This is a genomic window from Acidisoma sp. 7E03, assembly GCF_054665075.1.
In genome coordinates this window covers 1-21492 of record NZ_BAAFHE010000010.1, presented here as the reverse complement: position 1 = coordinate 21492, position 21492 = coordinate 1, and the positions used below count along the sequence as shown (strand labels likewise).

General features: G+C 66.9%; 19 protein-coding genes. 4 read left to right on the top strand and 15 right to left on the bottom strand.

The annotated features are described in order from the left end of the window. Nucleotides 1-10: 10 nt before the first annotated feature. From ACYQ6W_RS15800 to ACYQ6W_RS15790, 3 genes are all read left to right on the top strand, one after another. A complete protein-coding gene (locus ACYQ6W_RS15800) occupies nt 11-598 on the top strand; it encodes a hypothetical protein (RefSeq protein WP_459676651.1) in 588 nt (195 codons plus the stop codon). Nucleotides 599-1018: 420 nt separating this feature from the next. Then, nucleotides 1019-1483, top strand: coding sequence for a MarR family winged helix-turn-helix transcriptional regulator (locus tag ACYQ6W_RS15795; RefSeq protein WP_459676650.1), 465 nt, complete (start codon nt 1019-1021; stop codon nt 1481-1483). Beyond that, on the top strand, nt 1480-3174 hold the full coding sequence (locus ACYQ6W_RS15790) for an FAD-dependent monooxygenase (protein ID WP_459676649.1): 1695 nt from the start codon (nt 1480-1482) through the stop codon (nt 3172-3174). The genes ACYQ6W_RS15795 and ACYQ6W_RS15790 overlap by 4 nt, the downstream gene beginning before the upstream one ends. Here the strand turns inward: ACYQ6W_RS15790 and ACYQ6W_RS15785 are convergent. From ACYQ6W_RS15785 to ACYQ6W_RS15715, 15 genes are all read right to left on the bottom strand, one after another. After that, nucleotides 3171-3695 (bottom strand): QcrA and Rieske domain-containing protein, encoded by a 525-nt coding sequence (locus tag ACYQ6W_RS15785; RefSeq protein WP_459676647.1) that lies wholly within the window; start codon nt 3693-3695, stop codon nt 3171-3173. The genes ACYQ6W_RS15790 and ACYQ6W_RS15785 overlap by 4 nt on opposite strands. A 26-nt stretch (nt 3696-3721) precedes the next feature. Beyond that, nucleotides 3722-4318, bottom strand: coding sequence for a PulJ/GspJ family protein (locus ACYQ6W_RS15780; RefSeq protein WP_459676645.1), 597 nt, complete (start codon nt 4316-4318; stop codon nt 3722-3724). After that, nucleotides 4315-4740 (bottom strand): type IV pilus modification PilV family protein, encoded by a 426-nt coding sequence (locus ACYQ6W_RS15775; RefSeq protein WP_459676644.1) that lies wholly within the window; start codon nt 4738-4740, stop codon nt 4315-4317. The genes ACYQ6W_RS15780 and ACYQ6W_RS15775 overlap by 4 nt, the downstream gene beginning before the upstream one ends. Continuing rightward, on the bottom strand, nt 4730-5182 hold the full coding sequence (locus tag ACYQ6W_RS15770; RefSeq protein WP_459676643.1) for a prepilin-type N-terminal cleavage/methylation domain-containing protein: 453 nt from the start codon (nt 5180-5182) through the stop codon (nt 4730-4732). Before ACYQ6W_RS15770 ends, ACYQ6W_RS15775 begins: the two co-directional genes overlap by 11 nt. Next, on the bottom strand, nt 5172-6395 hold the full coding sequence (locus ACYQ6W_RS15765) for a type II secretion system F family protein (protein ID WP_459676642.1): 1224 nt from the start codon (nt 6393-6395) through the stop codon (nt 5172-5174). Before ACYQ6W_RS15765 ends, ACYQ6W_RS15770 begins: the two co-directional genes overlap by 11 nt. Nucleotides 6396-6403: 8 nt before the next feature. Next, the gene (locus ACYQ6W_RS15760) at nt 6404-8125 is read right to left on the bottom strand and encodes a GspE/PulE family protein (protein WP_459676640.1); all 1722 of its coding nucleotides are present in this window, start codon (nt 8123-8125) and stop codon (nt 6404-6406) included. Between the two features lie 115 nt (nt 8126-8240). Then, complete coding sequence (locus ACYQ6W_RS15755; protein WP_459676639.1) at nt 8241-9056, bottom strand: type II secretion system minor pseudopilin; 816 nt, start codon at nt 9054-9056, stop codon at nt 8241-8243. A gap of 25 nt (nt 9057-9081) precedes the next feature. After that, a complete protein-coding gene (gene gspM / locus ACYQ6W_RS15750; protein ID WP_459676638.1) occupies nt 9082-9729 on the bottom strand; it encodes a type II secretion system protein GspM in 648 nt (215 codons plus the stop codon). Continuing rightward, on the bottom strand, nt 9726-10751 hold the full coding sequence (locus ACYQ6W_RS15745; protein ID WP_459676636.1) for a PilN domain-containing protein: 1026 nt from the start codon (nt 10749-10751) through the stop codon (nt 9726-9728). The genes gspM and ACYQ6W_RS15745 overlap by 4 nt, the downstream gene beginning before the upstream one ends. Before the next feature lie 99 nt (nt 10752-10850). Continuing rightward, nucleotides 10851-11456: a hypothetical protein gene (locus tag ACYQ6W_RS15740; RefSeq protein WP_459676635.1), complete on the bottom strand. Its 606-nt coding sequence runs from the start codon at nt 11454-11456 to the stop codon at nt 10851-10853. Continuing rightward, on the bottom strand, nt 11453-13426 hold the full coding sequence (locus ACYQ6W_RS15735) for a heavy metal translocating P-type ATPase (RefSeq protein ID WP_459676634.1): 1974 nt from the start codon (nt 13424-13426) through the stop codon (nt 11453-11455). The genes ACYQ6W_RS15740 and ACYQ6W_RS15735 overlap by 4 nt, the downstream gene beginning before the upstream one ends. Then, complete coding sequence (locus ACYQ6W_RS15730) at nt 13423-14511, bottom strand: SPFH domain-containing protein (RefSeq protein ID WP_459676633.1); 1089 nt, start codon at nt 14509-14511, stop codon at nt 13423-13425. The genes ACYQ6W_RS15735 and ACYQ6W_RS15730 overlap by 4 nt, the downstream gene beginning before the upstream one ends. Beyond that, a complete protein-coding gene (gene hflC, locus ACYQ6W_RS15725; protein ID WP_459676632.1) occupies nt 14508-15614 on the bottom strand; it encodes a protease modulator HflC in 1107 nt (368 codons plus the stop codon). The genes ACYQ6W_RS15730 and hflC overlap by 4 nt, the downstream gene beginning before the upstream one ends. Continuing rightward, the gene (locus ACYQ6W_RS15720; RefSeq protein WP_459676631.1) at nt 15611-17500 is read right to left on the bottom strand and encodes an SPFH domain-containing protein; all 1890 of its coding nucleotides are present in this window, start codon (nt 17498-17500) and stop codon (nt 15611-15613) included. The genes hflC and ACYQ6W_RS15720 overlap by 4 nt, the downstream gene beginning before the upstream one ends. A 54-nt stretch (nt 17501-17554) precedes the next feature. Then, entirely contained in the window at nt 17555-19471 is a 1917-nt protein-coding gene (locus ACYQ6W_RS15715; protein WP_459676630.1) for an alkaline phosphatase family protein, read from the bottom strand. 592 nt (nt 19472-20063) lie between these two features. Between ACYQ6W_RS15715 and ACYQ6W_RS15710 the strand changes: the two genes are divergently transcribed. Then, nucleotides 20064-21492 (top strand): beta strand repeat-containing protein (locus ACYQ6W_RS15710; RefSeq protein ID WP_459676629.1); only part of this gene is annotated, 1429 nt, incomplete at its 3' end.

The following is a 21492-nucleotide window of genomic DNA, read 5'->3' as shown; positions in this document are numbered from 1 at the left end:
CGGCGGCCAGATGCGTAGATTTTTGCAAAAGTGGGATTTCTTCTCGGCGGCCTTGCTGGCGGCTGCGGGGGCATATTTCCTGCCCCACAACGCGATGAAAGACATCACCACGGAGTTGATCGCTTTTTTCAGCATTCAGTCAGCGGTGATTCTGCCCGCCATGATTTTTACCGCTGGCATCCTGAAGCCTGATGGCTTGGAGCTTGAGGACGCGACACGTTATCACAAGGCGTTAAAGGCCCAGATGCTATTTTGGGTGGCGTTGCTCAGCTTGGATTTTGTGGCGGTTGTGGCGCTTATCGCTGGCAAAGCCTTGAACTGGAGTCTCGTTCTGCCAATGCCGGCGAACTTCAAGCCGTTCGACCTTGGCTGGCTCCTTCCGGCGATTCTCTATTTTTCGGGAAGCTTGGCAATTTTTCGCACGATCCCCTTCGTGCGGGGCGTTCTCAGCCTGCTCGATGTAAACAGCGACATGACCTTGAAAGCGATCACCCGACGAAACAGGATCGAGAACGCGGAGAGGAAGGCTCAAGCCGATCCGACGCCGATGGCTCTGCCAGAGGGCTATGGGAAAGTCGTGAAGCCCGAAGACGACTAACAGTTGACTTAAGTGACGCGCCCCCACACGAGAGAGGCTGCTCCTATTATCTGGCATCACTGCGTCCTCGATCAGCCCCAGCATGGTATTAAAGATGGTATGGGGCTGATGATTGACTGAAATATCAATCTTTACAATGGGATTTGTTGTCCGTTTACAATCGAGTGGGAATGATCCCGCGTCTGACGGGGCGCGCCGCGCGCCTGATTGACCTCAGCAGGGGCTGCGCTGCTTCAGGCTGAGCCGGCCCCGCGCTCGCAGCCGACCAGAGACTGCGCGTGGACGGCTGCCGCCTGAATGACGGCGCGCCGTCCGTCGAACTCGGCTTTGTGAAGCGGATCCCACCGCACCATCCCGAGGGTTGCCTTGATTCGCCTTAGGACGACAACACGTTGTCATTCAGACAATAGGATGTCGTATATGCAGGATGAACATCTCGTCCGAAGCCTGGTGCTAGCCATCTTCGAGACCAATGGCCGCTTGGCGGAGACGGGCAATGTGCTGGTGCGGCCCGCCGGGCTGACGACCGCTTGGTGGCAGGTGCTCGGGGCGCTGGGCTATGCGCCGCACCCGCTACCGGTGGCGCATATTGCACGGAACATGGGGTTGAGCCGGCAAGCGGTGCAGCGCGTCGTCGATCTTTTGGTCGAACGTGGCCTCGTGCGTCTCGCACCCAATCCGCACCATCAGCGCGCCAAACTCGTGGTGCTGACCGAAGCCGGGCGTGCGGCGCTGGCCCAGGCGGAAGCGGCGGTTGAGCCGCTGGACCAAGTCATTCTGAACAACATCGGTGCCGCGCGTCTCATCGCCGCGGCGACCGTACTGCGCGAGTTGACCCGCGCCCTTGATGCGTATCTCGCCTCGAACCCGGAGAGCCAGCCATGAACGGCACTGTATTCAACAGCCGTTTCGACACGGACGTCATCGTCGTCGGCGGCGGGCCGATCGGCCTCACCACCGCCTGCGCGCTCGCCCATCACGGCGTCGCCTTCCGGCTGTTCGAACCGCGGCGGGCGCCGAAGCCGTATTCACGGGCGAATAATCTATGGGCGCGGCCGCAGGAACTGCTTGCCAGCATCGGCATTCGCGATGCGATCGCCCAGCAGAGCTACGCGATCACCCAAGTCAACACCATGCTCAACGGCCGGCCGGTCGATCCCGTGGCGATCGCCGACGTGCCCAGCCCCTATGGCGCTGTGCTGTATAGCGGGCAGGACGTGATCGAACGCGTGCTCTCCGAACAGGTGGAAGCGAAGGGAGGCCGTATTGAACGGGGGCGCAAGGTTGTCGATTTCACGCAGGATGACGAAGGTGTCACTGCAACGATCGCGGCGGTGAGCGAGGAGGATCCGGATGAGATCGTGGGAGAGGCCGAACAGGTCCGCTGCCGTTATCTCGTTGGGGCCGATGGCGCCTCAGGGTTCGTCCGCAAGGCGCTGGGGCTCGACTTCACGCCTGAGAAGTTGCCGAATTGCATGAACCGCCAGGTGGACGCAAAGCTCAGCTGGCGCCGATCGACCGATCACGATCACCTCTGGTTCTTCTATTATCCGCGCGGCTTTTGCGGGGTGCTTCCGGTATGGGGCGGCTATCACCGGCTCTTCTTCCTCGCGGACGACACTGGCATCCCCGATCGCGACCCGACGCTCGAGGAGATGCAGGCGATTGCCCGTGTGGTGACCGAGGATGAGACCCTGACGCTCAGCGACCCGATCTGGCTGACGCATAGCCGCTTCCAGCACGGCGTCTCGCCCCGTTACGCCAAGGGCCGAGTCCTGCTGGTCGGCGATGCCGGGCATCTGACGCTGCCGGCAGGGGGGCAGGGTATGAATGCAGGGCTGCATGATGCGATTGGTGCGGCCTGGCGGCTCGCCATGGTGGTCAACGGTCAGGCGCCGCCCGCGCTGCTCAACTCCTATGACGAGGAGCGTGGCGGCGAGCATCGGCGCCTGGACGGGCAGCAGGTACGCGGCTTTCAGAACAGCGTCTATCGTGGACCGCTCAAGGATGCGGCGATGGACATGGCCGCGCGCTTCCTTCCCAATATTGGAACGCTGATCCAGGGAAGCGCTGATCTTCAGCAGCTGTCCGTCTGCTATCCGAAAAGCTCGCTCAACGAAGATCATCTGGGTGGATTGGGCGACGTCGTTCGTCGCCATGCGCCGAAAGCCGGCGAACGCGCGCCGGACGCCAAGGTTATCGTGCCGGGCGGCGCATCGGCCCGGTTGTTTGACTATCTCTACAACCCGGATGGGCGCAGCTCGGGCTGGGCGCTCCTCGCCTTCGACGGCCGCGACCGCGCTACCCTGCCGTGGCTGCACCGCGCCTGTGCGGCTGTGCAGAACTGGACCTTCGTGCGGCCGCGGCTGGTGCTGGCCGCTGCCGTGCCCGATGAGGACGGAGTGCCCGCGCTCTCCGATCTGGACCATGAGGCGCATGCCGCTTATGGCCTCGACGAGGCGGCGCTGATCCTCGTCCGTCCGGATGGGCATATCGCCTATCGCGGTCCTGCCGATCGGCCGGACGGTCTGCGGGCCTATTGCGAGCGGGTCTTCGGCGCGGGACATGCGCCCTAATCCGTGCGGGCCGTCACGCCGCCGGGGCGGCTGGAGAAGGTCCCGGCGATGACCAACTCTCCCTGCACGAGGGTGAGCGGGATGGTCGGCAGCGGGTCGGCGGCCGGCCCGGTGACGACGGCCCCCTGATGCGCCGGATCGTATTCCGAGCCGTGGCAGGGGCAGAGCAGAAGGTGGCTCGCGGCGACCCAATCCGAGACGATGCAGCCGGCATGTTTACAGACGGCGGAATAGGCGAGCACCGGCGACGCCGCGGGAGCATCGAAGCGTAATAGCAGAATTTGACTGAACAAGGCGGTGCGGGGCGCGCGCTTGGCCGCATCGAAAGGCCAGGCCAAGATCGGCCGGGCGCCGGCGAGAATGTCCGTCTCGCGCAGAGGGGCGCCGGGATGGCCCGCGCGGACCAGCCGGTCCCCCGGCTCGGGCCAATCGGTCGCACCGAAATCCATGGCCTGGGCCGGGCCGCTGGCCAGGGCGCCACACAGGCCGAGATGCAGGATGGATCGGCGAGAGCAGGGCATGGGGTGTCTTCCTCAGTTTGATCGGTCTAGCCGCTGTCCGGCAGGCGCATGGGGGCCACGATGATGTCCGGCCAGGGTGCGCCTTGGGTGAGCGACAGGTGCATGCGGATGAGCAAGGGCGGGACATTCCCGGTCCAGGCATCGTGCCAGGCCGGCGGGTCCGTGCCTTGGCCCCCGTAATAGGCGAAGCGGATGGCCGTGACGCCGGGCAGCAGAGACGTGACCTGCGGGCGGGGCGGGGTGATCCATTGCGCATGAAACTCGGGCACCCAGCGCAGCACTAGCCCCATCCCCGGCTGCACGCCGATCGCGATATCCGCGAGATGCGATGGGCCGATCGGTGCATTCCGCGGCAGGTCTGCGGTGAAGGCGATGGCATAGGCCAGGCCCCGAATGGCGGGTTGATGCGGATCGTAGCCCGGCTCCATCCGCGCCAGGAGACTGCGCAATACGCGGTCCGTCGTATCCAGCGCCGCATCCGCCGCGATCGTCTTGCTCTGCAGCGCCCAGGCGGACATGCCGAAGCGCAGGCCCTGGGCGAGACCGGCGATGACGAAGCCGAGCACGACGAGCGCCACCAGCATCTCGACCAGCGTAAAGCCGCGCTCGCGATGCGGTGTCATGGCCCGCGCCCTGGCGGTTGCACCCCGACCTGCAGTGCGGCCAGGGTTACCTGTCGACGCGGCATCTGCCCCCAGGACACCGTGACGATGACCTGATAGAGCACCGCCTGGCCCCGCGGATGGGCGAGATCGCTGCTCGCGATTGGGGCTGCCGCGCGTTCAACGACGTGCAGGCGCCAATGGAACCCGTCCGGTGCCTCGCCCTGGCGGTCTTGCGGCTGCGGCTGTGCGCTGAGCGCAGCCAGATAGGATTGGGCACGGGCCAGCGCCTCCTGATACCGGTCCGAAAGCTGGGCGGAGCCAATCCCGGTCAGCCCGGCCTCGACCAGGACCGCGAGAAAGAGGCTCGCGATAACGAAGGCCACCAGAACTTCGAGCAAGGTGAAGCCGGCCTCGCTTCTGCGCACCGGCTTACCGTACATGCGCGATCTCCACCGCGCCGGTCAGCCAGTTGACGCCGATGCGGCGCTGCGCGGGCTTCTGGCCGAGCAGGATGCCGCCCTGTCCCTGCGCACTGCCATCCGGCGCAAAACGAAAGGCGATGAGCCGGGCCGGGTGTCCGTCTCCGTCATCGAGGCTGAGCGGGATCGTGGGCGGCAGAGGCGTCTGCGCCACACCATCCAGCAGCAGAAGACGCCGCGAGGCGTCGATCAGAAGCGTAGAGGTGGCGCCTGCCGCGATGGCGCGGCTGCGGGCCAGCCGCAGCTGCTGCACGAGGTCCGTCTCCGCGGCGGTTTGCGCGGCGCCGAGGCTGTGCGGCGGGCCATGGGAGAGAACGAGTACCGCGGTCAGGCCGAGGATGGCGATGACGACCACCATCTCGATGAGCGTAAAACCGGCCGAGCCTGCGCCTCTATTGGGCAAGGCCGTTGAGCCCCAGCATGGCCTGCATCACCGCGCCGACGATGAGGGCCACGACCCCCCCCATGCCGATGGTGATGAGGGGTGTCATCAGGGAGACGAGGCGCTGCACCGCCAGTCGCGTGCGATCCTCATGCAGACCGGCAGCGCGCAGGCACATGGCGCCGAGCTGCGCCGTCTCCTCGCCAAGCTGCAGGAGATGGATGGTCTGCTTCGGAAAAAGCCCTGATTGTGCCAAGGGGTGTGCGAAACCGCGGCCCTGGCGCACGCCTTCGGTCGCCGTATTCAATGCTGCGATGCCCGCGGTGTTGCCCAGCACCTCGCGCGTGATTTCGAGTGCCGTGATCAAGGGCGTGCCGTTGATGAGCAGCGTCCCCAGCGTGCGCGTGAGGCGTGCGGCCATGATTTCGCGGGCGAGCGCGCCGAGGATGGGCAGATGCAGCCGCGCGCGATCGAAGATCAGGCGTGGGGCCGAGCGCTGCAGACTGCGGCGCAGAAGCAGCACGAGCGCTGCGAGCACCATCAGGGCCGCCAGGCCCCATTGGCCGATGAGGTCACCGAGACCGATCATCATGCGCGTGGACCACGGCAGGGCGGCGCCCGATTGTTCGAACATCGGCACGAATTGTGGCAGGACATGGGTGAGCAGGAGGATGATGGAGCCGCCCGCCGCCAGCAGCAGGATGGCTGGGTAGATCATGGCCGAGGTGACGGTGGCGGCGAGCGCCCGTTCCCGTTCCAGAAGCTCGGCGAGGCGCGCCAGGGTCTCGGCCAAAGTGCCTCCAGCCTCGCCGGCGCGGACGAGACCGATATAGAGCCGCGAGAAGCTACCCGGCATCTGCGCCAGCGCATCGGCGAAGCTGCTGCCATCGCGCACGGTGTCGCGCAGCCTGCGCAGGATATCGGCGACGCGCGGGTTCGGGGCAATTTCGACCGCGAGGAGCAGGGCGCGGTCCAAATCCTGTCCCGCGCCGAGCATCGCCGCGAGTTCGCTGGTGAAATGCGTGATCTCCTGCCGGCTCAGCCCGCGCCGCGTCAGCGTGCCGAGATTGAGTCCGAGGCCCGTGCTCTTCTGCAAGCGCTCGGGCGAGGCGCGCATGACGATGCTGCCTTGCCGGCGCAACTGCGCCACCAGAGACGGTTCGTCGGCAGCATCCATCACGCCTTCGACGATCTTGCCGCCCGTCGCGATGGCCCGGTAGTAGAAGCGCGGCACGGCCGGCCTCAGCCCTCAGCCCGGATGCTGCGCATGACTTCCTCGAGCGTCGTCATGCCTTCGAGCGCCGCGGCGAGACCCGACTGGAACATGGTCACCATGCCGGCGGTCGCCGCCGCCCGCTCGATCTCGCTGTGGTCGGCGCGGCTGAAGATGAGACGTTCGATCGCGTCATTCGGGACCAGAAATTCGGCGATGGCGAAGCGGCCGCGATAGCCGGTGCCGCGGCATTGGTCACAGCCGACGGCATGCCACAGCGACACTGGACCCGCGGTCAGTGCCGACAGGTTGAAGCGGGCGACGAGTTCGGGCGGCGCCGCGCTCGTCCGCCGGCAATGCGGGCAGAGGCGCCGGACCAAGCGCTGCGCGAGGACGCCGCGCAACACGGCCGTCATAAGATAATCCTCCAGACCCATGTCCCGCAGACGGGTGATGGAGGCCGCGGCCGAGTTCGTATGCAGGGTGGAAAGCACGAGATGACCGGTCAAGGCTGCTTGCACGGCGATCTGCGCCGTCTCCAGGTCACGGATTTCGCCCACCATGATGACGTCGGGGTCCTGCCGCAGAATGGAGCGCAAGAGGGTCGCGAAGGTCAGCCCGATTTGCGGCCGCACCTGAATCTGATTGATGCCGCGTAGCTGGAACTCGATCGGGTCTTCGACGGCGACGATCTTGCGGCTGACGGCATTGATGCCGAGCAGCCCCGTGTAGAGCGTCGTCGTCTTGCCGCTGCCGGTGGGCCCGGTGACGAGGACGATGCCATTCGGCAGGTCGAGCGCCGTCCGGAAAGAGGCTGCAATCGCGGGCGGCAGGCCGAGGGTCGCGAAATCGAAAGTAACGGCGCCACGGTCCAGCACGCGCAGCACGATGCTTTCCCCGTGCAACGCCGGAATGGTGGAGACACGGAAATCCACCTCCTGGCCGCGCACCGCCAGACGAATGCGCCCGTCCTGCGGCAGCCGCCGCTCGGCGATGTCGAGATGCGCCATGATCTTGATGCGGGAGGTGATGGCCGCCCGCAGCTGCGGCGGCGGGCTTTCCACCTCGTGCAACACGCCGTCATAGCGATAGCGGATGCGCAGGCGGTCCTCCTGCGGCTCCACGTGAATGTCGCTCGCCTGCGTCTCGACGGCCCGCCACATGATCTGGTTGACGAGACGAATGACCGGCGCATCGCTCGCGAGGTCGCGCAGCTTCTCGGCGTCGTCTTCCAGCGCGCCGCTGGTATCCGCCTCGGCCGCCGCCTCTTCCTCTCCCGTGGCATACAGCCGGTTGAAGGCCGCTTCGATGTCGATGGGAATGCCGATCTCGAGCCGCAGCGGCCGGCCGAGGGCGGAGGCCAGGGCCTCGGTGACGAAGCCGTCGAGCGGATCTGCGACCACGACGACGGCGAAGCCTGCGTCGTCCGCCACGGGAATGGCGCGCACGGAGCGGAGAAAGGCGAGGGACAGGCGCTCGGGCCACAAGGGCTCGGCCGGGAAGCGCGCGGGCTCCGCGATCGGAAGGCCGAGCAGGCGGGCGTATCCCAGGGCGAGGTTCCGTTCGCTGATGATGCCGAGTTGGCTCATCACACTGTCCAGACGGTCGCCATTCTCCTCGGCGACACGCCGGGCACGGTCCACCGTACGGGCGTCGCAATGGCCGTCTTCCATGAGCAGAAGAACGAGCCGCTCCAACTGCGCCGCGAGGTCACTCTCGATGCCGGGCTCCTGGATCGCCGCTACCGCCATCCGTCTGCTCTGCCTCTCCCCTGATGCCTGCGCGCGACGCGCGCAGGATGTGGTGCGGGCAAGCGCCCCGGATCGGCAAGTGACAGAACCATGACGGGGCAACGCGCCATGCGGTTCATCCGCCCTCCTGCCACGTCAAAATCCGGTAGGGTGTTGCGGGATCGTTGCTGCCTAGCCGAACGACGGCGATGCGGATGAAACGGCCGCCTCGGCTGCGTCCCTCCGCCGTGATCTCGACCACACGGTCCCCATGCAGGTCGGGCGGCGCCGTCGACACGGCCTGGCCCGCATCCCGCATCATGCGGAGCAGCGCGGCGCGCACGATCGGCGGTGCCACGGAAAGGACGGGCATTTCCTGATCGGCATAGACGGAAAGGGCTGGAACCATGCAGTCCGCGATACCGCGGCTCATGCCGAGGACGAGGCGGATTTCATCCGGGCTCTGGAAGGCCTGACCCTGCGGCGCATAGGGAAGGCCGGCAGCCCGATAGGCGTCGATCAACGGGTGCTTGTCATTGGCCGGCGACCGCCAATCCATGATCGCCTGCGTCAGCTGCGTGGTCTCGTCGCGCCCCACGCCGCAGCTTTGCAGAAGAGCGGTGAGAAGCGGCGCCGGCGCGACATTGGGGTTGATCATCCCCGCACCCTCGCGCAGCTGGACGAGGGCGACGCCGCCCGGCAAGGTCAAGAGCTGCGCCTTGCCCTCTGGGCTTGCCTCCGGTTTCGTCAGAAGCGAGAAGATCGTCGCCTGCACGGCGCTGTCGGCGATTGTCTCGGCGATGGCGGCCTGGTGCAGATTGGTGGCGAGCTGGGCTTCCTGCTGTCCCGCGGAGAGCAAGCGGGTGAGGATTAGGGAGAGCGCGATGAGCGCCCAGAGCACGAGCAGGAGGGCGAAACCGCGTTCGCGACCGGCGTGGCTCGGGCGGTGCATCCGCATCATCCGGCCGGCCCCGTAGTCAATCCGTCTGGTCGGTGGTGAGGGCTGCGCGCGTGAGGCCCGAGGGGGTGTGGGGTGAGTCCGGCCGCAGGGCGAACACCATGAAGCTCGCATCGAGCATCGGATGCGTCGTATCCCGGCCGGTGTCGCTGGTCGCGATCGCATGCAGCGTCAGGTCATCCACGATCAGCCCGAGCGCGCTGTCGTTCATCGCGCGCAGCAGCGCCATCAGGGTTGGCCAGCTCGCCGTGGTTTCGATCTGCAGGCCGATGCGGCGGAAGGCGCCACGCTGGGTCGCGCTCAGAACCTCGATGCTTGTCGGCACAAGCCCGGCATTGGCGGCCAGATCCTGTATGACCTTCTGGAGGTTGGCGGCGGCGATGGCATCTGTGTCGCCGGAGAGGAGGGTGGTTGCCGTATCGCTGCTGCGGTTCCCTTGGACGCGTTCGGCGAGTTTGCGCAGCCTGGGCAATTCGGCGGCGACGGATTGCATATGGGCCAGCATCGCGCTTTGCGCGGCCTGCTGCGCTTGCCCTTCGGCATAGAGCTGCAGGACGGGCGCGATCAGGCCGAACCAGGCGATGGCAAGACCAAGGGCGGTGATGGCGAGGCACAGAGCCTGGCCGGCGCGGCCTTCGGGTAAGCGGCGGAGCAGCGCGCCGCTCACGGCTGCACCTCTGCGCTGATCGCGAAGAGATCGACGTGATGGTCGCTGTCTGTCGTCACCGGCGCGGCAAAGGCCGGATTGCCGATGAGACTGACGAGGGAGAGTCGGCCGATCAGCTGCACGGCGGCGTGGGAAGCTCCCTCCATGTGCAGGGCGCGCTGCCGCAGCGAAAGCTGCGTCAGCCAGGTGTCGTCGGGCAGCGCCTGCGTCACCGCGGCCAGCACCGCCAGCGGATTGCCGGTCATGCGCCGTTCCGCGGCGAGCACGCGCGTGCTTTCGGCATCGGCCACGATGCGATGGCGGAGAGCTGCGGCGAGCTGCACTTGCGGCTGCAACTGCGCAATCTGGCGTGCCGTTTCGGCCAGCCTCAGCTGTTGGCGCAGAAAGGGCATGCCGCAGAGCACGAGCAGGAGGAAGCCGCACAGCCCATAGGCTGCAAGGCGCAGCGGAGGGCGCGGCGCGGCGCGGCCGGCGCGCCGATGCAGCCAGAGCGTCCGCGCGGGGGCATCGGGCCGAGCGGCGGCGCATTGCAGGCGGTCGGGGGCGAGCCCTGCCGCCTCCAGCGCCGCCAGCAGCGAACCGAGACCGTCTCGACGGGCCAAAGTGAGGCGGATGTCGAGTTTTCCCTTCTGCCGGTCGTGATGGATCAGCGTCCAGTCCCACAGCACCTCAGTGGCCGGGAAAGGCGTCAGCCGGTCCATCTCATAGGCCAGCACATGGGCGAGATCGTCCTCCGCCGCGGCCGGCAGTTGCACGCGTCGTTCGAGAAGGATGCCTGCCGGCAGATGCAGGCAGAGGCGGCGTCCCTCCTTCAGCGCGCGCACCTGTGCCAAGCCCTCACTGTCGAAGAGGAACGTTTGTGGTGCCTGCCCGGACGCAGAGACGGTGATGGGACCATCGACGAAATGCGACAGGCTTGGAATGGAGAGCGTCAGATCACGGGCGCTCGGATCATGCTTCAGAAAGGCGGGGAGAAGAGCCAGCCATTGTCTCGTCCACCACTCGAAGAACACACGCAGCATGACAGGCATCTCTAGCTCATCGATCTACTCTAGAGCGCGTGCGGCCGCTTACCATCGCGGTTTGATGACAAACACGATGGCGGCTTCGGAAAAGAGTAATCAGGGTTGCCAGAAGACGTTGCTCTTCTTGCCATGCAGTAGGCGTAGCGCCGCGACCCCCTTCGGCGCGGCAGGGGGCGGCGGTGGCGGCGCCTGGGAGAAAGCAAGGTCTAGTGTGCGCGTCTCGTCTCCCTTGATGAGCCGCACGCTCTCGTCCGAGACATCTTCGATGGTCCAGCCACCGACCTGGGCGCCCGCGCCGAGTGCAGTCGGTGGGCCGGAGTGGTGGCCGTTGTCGCCGCTCGCCGGCACTTCGAAGATCGCGAGCGCCGTATGGGCGAAGCGGATGGTGCCGGACAGGCGCGGCAGAGAGGCATCGGCGCGCGCGGTCGTCTCGGCCGGCCGCCGATCCAGCGCAAAGAGCGGGCGGCTGAGCGTGGTCTGCATCCAAAGATCGGCCGTGGCCGCATCACCGCCGGCCGCGCCCTCCGCCGCAAGGGGCGTCTCCGCCACGCTCCGGCGGCTCGCGGCGAGAGAGGACACGGCCGGCGCCGGCGTTATCGCCGCCACGGCGACGGCGGCGGAGAGCGAGAGGATGAGCCCGCCCAGCAGCAGGCTTTCCCGATGGCGACCGAAGGTACCGCGGGCTGCGCGCATCGCGTTCATGCGGCCATGTCCCGCGCGGGGCCTTGCGCATAGGCGGGGGTGATTTCATCAAAGAGCAGCAGCCGGCCCGAATTCGCCATGCCGACGAGGGTGCTGAAATTATGCACGACGGCGGCGATGATGGCGCCCTCCGCCCCCAGCAGGCCAAAGGCCGCGAGCACGATCAGGATTACCGTCCAGCCGAGACCGAAGGCGACGTTGAGGTGGATGGTGCGGCGGCACCGGCGGCTGAGGCGGATGCAGGTGCCGAGCCGGCGCAGATCGCTCGTCATCAGCACGATATCGGCCGAAGCGAGAGCCACATCCGTGCCCTGCGCGCCCATGGCGACCCCGACGGCACCGGCCTTCAGCGCCAGGCTGTCATTGATGCCATCGCCGATCACCATCGGCTTGAAGCCATCCCGCACTTCCTGCAGCACGCGGTGCATCTTCTGTTCGGGCAAGGCCTCGGCGCAGATCTCCTCGATGCCGAGCTGCCGGCCGACGCGTTCGGCGACCTGAGCGCGGTCGCCGGTCAGCAGGATCTGGCGCTGCAAGCCGAGTGCGCGCAGCCCGGCGAGCGCCTCTGCGGATTCCGCGCGCGGCTCATCGGCCAGTAGCAGCCAGCCAAGGAAACGCTCTCCGCGGCTCAGCGCCACCATCGGCCCGTCATGCTCGGGCATGTCGTGGGCGACGATGCCGAAGGAGGCGATAAGCGCCGGCCGGCCCATGGCGATGCGGTCCTGGCCGAGATAGGCATGCATGCCGAGCCCGCGCTCCTCGCGCGCATCGATCAGCGGTAGGTGCAGGTCCTGCGACACCACACCCGCGAGCGCCCGGCTCACGGGATGGCTGCTGGCGGCACCGAGGCTGGCCGCGATGGCGAGCATTTCCCCTTCGACGACGCCGGGCATGGCGCGGATGCCGACGAGATGCAGCGTGCCGGTGGTCACCGTCCCCGTCTTGTCAAAAATCACCGAGGAGACTTCGGCGAGTTGTTCGAGGAAGGCCGAGCCCTTGATGAGGATGCCGTGGCGCGCGGCGACGGCGATGGCGGCGATGGCGGTGGCCGGGGCCGCCAGCACCAGCGCGCAGGGGCAGGAGGCGACGAGCACGGCGAGCATCGCCGCGGTGCTGCCGGTCGCGAACCATACGCCGGCGGCCACCAGTAGGATCAGCGCCATGTAATGGCCGGAATAGGCTTCCAGAAGCCGCGTGACAGGGGGCTTGGCCTGTTCGGCCTCATGCATCAGCGCGACGATCTTGCCGAGCGTTGTCTCCCCGCCGACGCGGGTGACTTCGACCACCAGATTGCCGTCGAGATTGATGGAGCCGGCCATGATGGCCTCACCTGCATGGGCTTCCACCGGCACCGACTCACCGGTGAGCGAGGCGGTGTCGATGCTGGCGGCGCCCTCGCGGATCACCCCGTCCACCGGCACGCGGTCTCCCGCATGCAGCAGGATGCGGTCGCCGACGACGAGCCGCTTCGTCGGCACCTCCTCCACGCTGCCGTCGGCGGCAAGCCGGCGGGCATTGCTCTGCACCAAGCGGCCGAGGGCGCCGATCGCCTCCCGCGAGCCGAGCAGGCTGCGCTCTTCCAGCACGTGACCGATGATCATGACGATGGGCAGGATGGCGGCAGTGATGAGATCGCCGGTCGCCCAGCAGGCGAGGAGCGCGAGCGCTACGAGCTGATCGCTCATCCCATGCAGGCTGGGGTGGCGCAGGCTGTCCCAGGCGGCGGTGAAGACCGGAACCGTGACGAGGAGGGCGGCAAGGCCCGCGACCAGCTCGGAGACGCTCTGATCGGCGGGAAAGACCACGCGCCAGATCAGCGCGATGCAGAGCAGCCCGCCCGCGATCATCGAGAGCGTGAGGCGGATGGCGAGCGAGGAGCGCTCGGCGAAGCTGAGCAGCGGCGGGCGCTTCGCCGTATCGGCATCGCTTTCCGCCGCGAAGGCGCCAGGGGGAAGGGTGGAGACACTCATGGCATCGGTCCCGGCAGAAGAACTTGGGCGGCGCTGTGCGGGTCTATGGCCGTCACTTCACCGGCATGCTGCAGGATGAGGCCGATCTCATCCTGGTAGGCGTGGGCCATCAGCGTGTCGCGGTCGGCGGGCGTTTCCTGCGCCTCCAGCGCGCCCACGGGCGCTGCCTCGCTCATCGCGGTCTTGATGCGCTCGTCAGCCGCGGCAGAGGCGGCGGAGACGATCGCATCCCGCTGCTGGTTCGCCTCCTGCATGATGTGCTCGGCATCCGTATGGGCGGCGGCGGCGTTCTGATCGGCAATCTGCGCCGCGGTCAGCACGCCGTCGAAGGCGGCTTTGGCCACGGGCGGTAGCAGTGCCACGAGGTCCACGCGGTTGACGGAGATGCCGAGATCCTCGCCCGCTGCGCGCAGCGCGTTGAGACGCAGGTTCATGGCGGTGACGAAATCGGTGCGCAGCGCCTGGCGGCGGGCGGCGAGTGCCGCCACCGCGCCATTGCCGCTACCCGTTGCATCCTCATCCAACTGGGCAACCAGAAAGTCGTCCAGCCGGCGGGATGCGGTGAGGGAGACGGCGCTCGCCAGAAAGATGCGCTGCAGCGCGGGCAGCACGTGATCTTCCACCAGAAGATACGAGGCCGGGTTGGTGATGGTGTAGAACAGCGTTGCGTCCAGCGAGACGACATTGCCGTCGCCGGTCATGAGATAGGCGGCGTTGAACAGGTCACGGTCGCCCTGCATGTGGATGATGTCGTCATTGGGGGCGAACTGCACGTCTGTCTCGTCCGACTGAAACCCCGTCTCCTGCGGGCGCACCTTGTAGGCGATCTGCCGGTCGGCGGCCGGCAGCATGCGCACCTGCTCGATAGGGGAGGGCCAGGCGAGCAGCAGTCCCGCCTCTTGCACGCGGTTGACGCGGCCGAAGCGGAAGACGACGGCGCGGCTGTCGGGTGGCACCTGATGGATGTTGCCGCTGGCCCAGGCGGCGCCCAGCAGCAGCACCAGGGCGTAGAGCATGAGAAAGCCGAGGCGTACCGTGCTCGCCGCCGGCCCCTCCAGGGCGGGATCGCGCGGGGGACGGGTCATCGCTCGCTCAGGCTCCCGGACCGGCCGAAGAGGCCGAGGGGGGCCGTGTCGACGGCGGGCGGCGGGGTGACGGCGGGTGCGGCGCTTGCGCTCGGCGCAGGCTGGGCGGGGGTCGGAAGGGCTGGAAGTGTCGGGAGAGCAGGCAGGCTGCCGGCCTGCGGTGGCCCTTGCACCAGCACGTTGAACGGTGCCGCATCGGTGCGCAGGATGAGGCGGGTGCGCGGGCCGATGATGGCGTTGAGCGTATCGAGCGAGCGCAGCATCAGATACAGCTCGGGGTCGCGCGCATAGGTCGCACCATAGATGGCGGCGGCCTTCTGGCGCGAGGCCGCTTCGATCTGCGCGGCATCGGCCTGTGCATTGGCGATGGTGATGCGCGCATCCCGCTGCGCGTCCGAGCGGATTTGCGCCGCGACGCGCAGGCCTTCCGCCGTGCGTTCGGCGGCCACCGTCTCGCGTTCTGAGCGCATGCGTGCGACGGTCGCGGCCAGGGTTTCGGCGGGCAGGCTCAACCGCTCCAACCCCACCTGTTCCAGCTGGATGCCATAGATCGTCAGCACCTGCTGCGCGATGGTTGTCTGCAACTGCTGCTCGAAGGCGGCGAGCCGCACGTGGTTGCGGTCGGTGTTGACGAGATCATCGAGATCGAAATCGCTCGCGGTGATCTGCAGGGCGGAGCCGATGAAGCTGCGCAGCTGCCGCGCCGCCTCATCCGGATTGTTGCCCGTGGCGCGCAGGAACTGCTGGATATGCACGGGTTCGTCCGGCACCCGCCAGGCGAGGAAGGCCTGCACCAGCACGCGCAAGCCGTCACGCGTGCCAACGTCCTGCACGCCGCTGGAGGTGGTGTGCAGCCGCAGATCGACCTTGATCGTGCTTTCGACCGGAGCCGGAACCTTCCAGGCGAGGCCCGGCTCGGTCAGCACGCGCACCGGATCGCCGAAGCGGGTGATGACGATCGCCTGACCGTCGGTGACCATGACCTCCGAGGAGACAACGACCGCGCCGGCCAGAATGACGCCGGCGAGCGCCAGTCGCAGCGCGAGCCGAGTGCGGGAGGGCTTGGGATGACCGGCCGGATCGGCGGAAGGCAGGCTGTTCATGGCTGGGCTCTCGGCTTCTCGGGGGCGGCGGCAGGCCGGAGGTCGACGATCGCGTTCTGACTGGCGCCGAGGCGGCTGTCGACGATGTCCAGGCTGCCTTGGGCGAAGGCGGTGCGCAGGTTGTGGAAGTAGCGTTCGAGCAGGAAGGCGCGGCCGCCATCACGATAGGCGAGCACATCGGCGGCCGAGCGCGCCTGTTCGACCCGCGCGGAAGCGATACGCTCGGCCGCTGCGGCCTGGGCTTCGTCTTCCAGACGCTTGGCGTTCGATTGCGCGAAGCTCACGGTGGTATGGGCGCGGCCTTCTTCCATCGAATACTGCATGGACGCGGTGATCTGTGCCGTCTGCACGCCGCGATAGGCGGCGGCGGCGCCGCCTGGGGGATGCAGGGATTCGACGATCAGCGCCAGCACTTCCAGGCCGCTGTGCTGCGCATCCAGATCGCGCTGCAGCGCGAGCCGCAGGCCCGTTGCAATCTCCTCGTTCCGCTCGCCCAGCACCTGGGCCAGCGTGCGGTTGACGAAGAAATGGGCCAGCTCCTGTCCCGCGACGGCGCGGATCAGAACGGCGGGATCGGTCAGGCTGTAGAGCGCGTGCCGGGCATCGGCATCCGTGAGGCCGACGCGATAGAGCACGTTGATCTTGATGCTCGCCGTCTCGAAGCTCTGCCGCCCGCCGCTGTCGCTCGCGATGATGTAGGAGGCGTCGTTGAGGAAGCGCTGGTCCCACAACCGGTTGGCGCTTTGCGGCGCCGGGCCATCGGCGGTGGAGGTGTCCGCCGGCGCCGGCGTGCCGGCGGCCGCGTCATCCAGCGCCACCGCATGCACCACGCCGTATTCGACCATGCGGACACGGCCGAAGGGCCAGGGCAGCAGCAGATGCAGGCCGGGGCCGAGCATTGCGACGGGCGCCCCGAAGCGTTCGTAGGAGCCGCGGGCGTTGAGGCCGATGCGCACGACGCCGGAGAGGCACCAGGCGAAGAGCAGCAGGCCGAGCAGCACCGGGGCGGCCGCGGCGCGGGCATAGCCCAAGGCCCAACTGCGGCTGATGTCGATGCCGAATTGCGTCTTCAACCGGCGGGCCATCTGGCTCGGCCGCAGGCTGTCCGGCTGCAGAAGGCTCGCCGTGAGGCTGCCGATCATCGCGCGGGCGTCGAGCGGCGCACGTGGCGGCAGGAACCAGATGGCGAGGGTGCGGAGCGCGAGTTCGATCGCGATGAGGCCGACGAAGCCCGCGATGAGGCGCGGGACCCAGAGGCCGAGCGGCACACCCATGCCGCGGGCCGCGAACCAGACCGCATAGGCGAGCAGCACCGCGGCCGGCAGCCGCAGCAGGGCGGTCAGCGCGTCGCGCTCGGGCAGGGCCGGGCCGGCGATGGTGGCGACCAGCCGTTCGCACACCAGGAAGAGGAAGGAGAACCCGACGAGCACACCTGCGAGCACGGGCCAGTTGGGCGGCACGGCGCCAAGCAGCGGTGCGGCAGCGAGCCGATGCAGCACGAAAAGGCTCGCCGCCGTGCCGATCAACAGAACGAGGCCCTGAGGCCAGCCGGCAAGGGTGGAGACGGGGGAGGGCCGCGTCACGGCATTTGCATCCAGCGTGCGTGCGCGACCCAGCAGGATGAGCAGGCAGGCCGTCAGGCCGGTGAGCGTGACGAGGAGCGCCGCGAGCAGCGCGCCCGCAAGGCCGATGCCGGTGAAGGGCGCCAAAACGGCGATTGCGCCCCGGTGCGGGCGCATCCAGATCAGCACGCCGAACAGGGCGAGAAGGCTGAACCCGTGGAGGGCGCAGACGCCGCGAAGGATGCGGGCGATGCGCCGGCTGTCGGTGAAGGCCGGCACGAGGGACAGGCGCGGGGCCTCGAGGCCGGTGGGTGGTTGATTCATGGATCAGGCTTTGCAAGGCAGCCGGGTGCCGCAAGCGGCACCCGGCCTTGGTGGTTAGGAGCCTTTGTTCGGGAAGGTGAACATGTCCATCAGATCGCCGATGGCCGGACCGTTGGTCGGCGCATAGGGATTGCTGGAGGTGGCCACCGGGTTGGGCAGGTTGTCACGCGAGGTGCTGCTGACCGTTTCCAGACCCCAGTTCTTCTCGACGAACTTCAGGAAGGAGACGTGGTCGGCATAGACGTGGGAGACATGGCCACCGGCGGAGTAGGGGGAGACCATGATCGCCGGGATGCGGGTGCCGTCACCGAAGAAGTCGAGCGGCTGGACATAGCCGGAGTCCCAGTAGCCGCCGCCTTCGTCGAAGGTGATGAGGATGGCGGTGTCAGCCCAGAGCGCCGGATTGGCCTGCACTTCGCTGATGATGTTCTTGGAGAAGGCTTCGAAGAGATCGAGCTTGGAAGAGGCGGGATGGCCGTCGAGCAGACCGTCCGGCTTGACGATGGAAACCGCGGGCAGCGTGCCGTTGGTGATGTCGGTGGTGAGGTCCGTCACGTCCTTCAGATGAGCCGCGCGCTGCGCAGCGCTCGTCATGATGGAGGTTTCGTACTGGAAGGGGTTGCAGATGTTGCAGTAGATGCTGCCGGCGTCGCTGTTGGGCGCCTTCACATAGTTGTTCCAGCCCGCACCGTAGTACGACCAGGAGATGTTGTGCTTGTTGAGCACGTCGGCAATCGTCGGCACGGTGGAGGGCGGCACGGTGAAGGTGGAGGTGTTGACGGTGCCGTCACCGTAGTAGCCGGGGTTGTAGTTGTTCACGAGATAGTAGGCGCCAGGCGCGCATTTCGGCGCGACGGGGGTGGGCAGGGCAGCGAGATAGGAGCGGACCGCACCGACGCCGGGCTGGCTCGCATCCGAGCACTCCGTGTAGGAGCCGCCGGAATAGCCGTCCTGCACCCACCAGTTGTTGGTGCCGGCCTGGGAGTTCGGGTTCTCGATCTCGTTGGCGGGCGGCGTCGCGACGTTGCCCTGTCCATCCGAGTAGTAGAGTGCGAGGCCCGTGCCGAGAGCGATGTGGTTGGCGCCCGTGCCGCCCATGATCGACTGGTGGAAGTTGTCGCTGATCGTGTACTGGTCGGCGAGGGACTTGAAGGTCGAGGCGTCGCCCTGGGCCATGTTGAAGAAGCCCATGGAGGTCGAGCCTTCACCGGTAGACTGATCAGTGAAGTTGGCCGGCTGCGCCTTGCCGTTGTTGCCGGCGCCGATGGTCACTTCCGTCCAGGGGAAGAGATCGGCCAAGCAGCCCGAGGGATTCGCCGCCGTGATGTGGCTGACGGCGCAGTCTTCCTGCTGCCACATCTGGTAGAAGCGATGCACCGGGCTCGAGGTATAGCTGTCATAGCCAAGCTTCGGGCCGGTCAGCTGATAGGGGCCGTTGGCCGGAGCCGCGGCATTGGCGATGCGGGTGTCGATCGCATCCGTCGAAAGACCCGTGGCACCCGTGGTCAGCAGGCGGTAGTTCGCCTGCGGCAGGCCGTCGTTGATCAGCGCTTCCGTGGCAGCGACGGCGGCGACCGTCGCAAACGGCGGCGGGTTGTTGTCGGCCGCCTTCGTCGGCGCGCCACCGGTCATCGAGGGCGGAAGGTTGCTGTAGAGCACCTTGCCGCCGGGGCTGATGCTGTAGTCACCGGTCTGTTGAGCGGAAAACTGACCGGCCTTGACGAAGTTGGGGCCCGGCGTGCCGTCGGCGCGAATGATGCCTTCCGAGAGCAGGTTGTACACGCTCTGGCCGCTCTTCGGCTTGTACGTCGCGAAGACGTGGTCGAAGGTACGGTTTTCACCGACGATGACGATGATATGCCGGATCGGCGTGGTGGCCGTCGGGTCGTTCACGAGCTTGTCGACGCCGCTGCTCGCGGCAAAAGACGCAATGGGGTTACCGATCAAAGAGATCGCCGTCGCGGCGACCATGGACAGTCTGAGCGATCGTGCGGCGCACGACAGCATCTTGGGCTGCATAGTATGCTCTCCAGATTGCATGAAGGCAGGGCAGGACGGCCCGCCAGTTTCCTCGCACCCGGCTTGTCGCAGACTTAATGTCTCTCCATCTTTGCCAAAACGGTTAATGTTTGATGACACGGTGGATGAGGCGTCTACATCGAAGAAATACGCAGCAAGAAATCCCAAGTAGAGGCAAGAAAAAATCATGATATCCACAAGGGGAGTGGCTGTTGTGCTTCTTGCTGAGAAGCGGCGCTGCGAGGGATTGGTGACGCCGAAAGTGCTGACACCCGATGACACGCTTTGTTACGTTTTTTACTGAGAAACCGCTTGACGATTATGGCTGCGTATTGGAGTTGCGCGGGCAAGTGATCACACCCGTACCGGTTCTGCAGACTGCCGGTTTCTTCGAACGTTAACGAAGCGCGGCGGGTGACTCGGCTAGCATCCGGGCCGAGGGGTCGCCTCAGGCGATTTAACGACAACATGGTCTTCTTCGCGCCTCGGCAGTCTAGCCGAGGCGTTGTCTTGTGTTCGTGATCAAATTGGGAAGAGCGCTGAAATGCCGGATATCGAATGGAGCGGCAGCTCCGGAACTTGGACCGATTCCGCCAACTGGACGTCGCAACAGGTTCCGGGCGCCCTTGATACGGCCGTCGTCTCTGGCGGCAGTGCGGTAGACGTGTTGATCGAGGGATCCGACACGGCCGTCGTCTCCGGTCTCGTGCTCAACGATGCAGCGGGAACGGTCGAGGTCGACGGAGTGCTGTCTGCCGGCACCATCGCGCTGAGCGCTGGCACGATCGTCGATGACGGCACGATCGCGGGTGCGACCATCGTGGTCGACGGCGGCTCGATCGACTTCGGCTATGGCCTCTTGCAGGCGGATACCATCGTGGGCGCCCTCGATGTCAGCGGCACCGAGGCGGTCGTGCAGTCGGGCCTCACCGTCGAGAATGCGGACGGCACGCCGGGCACGATCAGCATCGACGGCGCGGACAGCACGCTGCTCTTCAACGACGACGAGACCTTCGACAACGCGACCATCGTCATCGGCAGCGCGGCTGGGCTCGATGCACTCGAGGCCGGCGGTACGCTCACCCTCGGCGAAGGCGTGCTGGTTGAGACGGCTGGCACCTTCGCATCCGACAGCCTGGGCGGCGAGGGAACCATCATCAACGATGGCTCCATCCTGGCCGACGCGGCCAGCGGCACCCTCTCCCTCGAGAGCACGAGCTTCATCAACGACGGCAGCATCACGGTTGCCGGCGGTGCCGATCTCGACATTCAGCCGACCGGCACCTTCGCCAACAACGGGCGCCTCGCCATCACCGACGGCGGCACCATCGCCATCCAGGATCTCAACGCCTTCACCAATACCGGGTCCATCCAGATCGGCTCCGGCTCCGAACTCGATCTCGACACCTATGCCTCGGCCCTGACGCAGGTGCAGAGCGCTGGCGGTACGGTCGAGATCGATGGTCTGCTGAATGCCGAGGGCGGAACCATCGCCATCACGGCGACCGGCGCCTTCTCGGAACTCGACAATGACGGGACGATCGAGAACGCGACGCTGGTGCTCAGTGGCGGCACGTTGGGCCTGAGTGCGGACAGCGTGTTCCAGGACGACACGATCGTTGGCACGCTCACGGTCGGCGACGGCGACACCATCGTGGTGCAGAGCGGTTTCGTGGTGACGGATGCGAACGGTGCCGCTGGCACCATCGCGCTCACCGGCGCCGATGCGGGCCTGGAAGTGGCCGATAGCGAGACCATCGACAACGCCACCATCACCATCGGCAATGCCGCCGATCTCGACACGCTGCAGGTCGACAGCGTTCTGACGCTCGGCTCCGGCGCGCTCGTCGAGACGGCGGACAGCATCACCACCGCGATCATCACGGGTGGCGGCACGGTCATCAATGAGGGCACCGTGGTTGCCGACGGCACCAGCGGCACGCTGGTGCTGGAGACGACGGATTTCGACAACG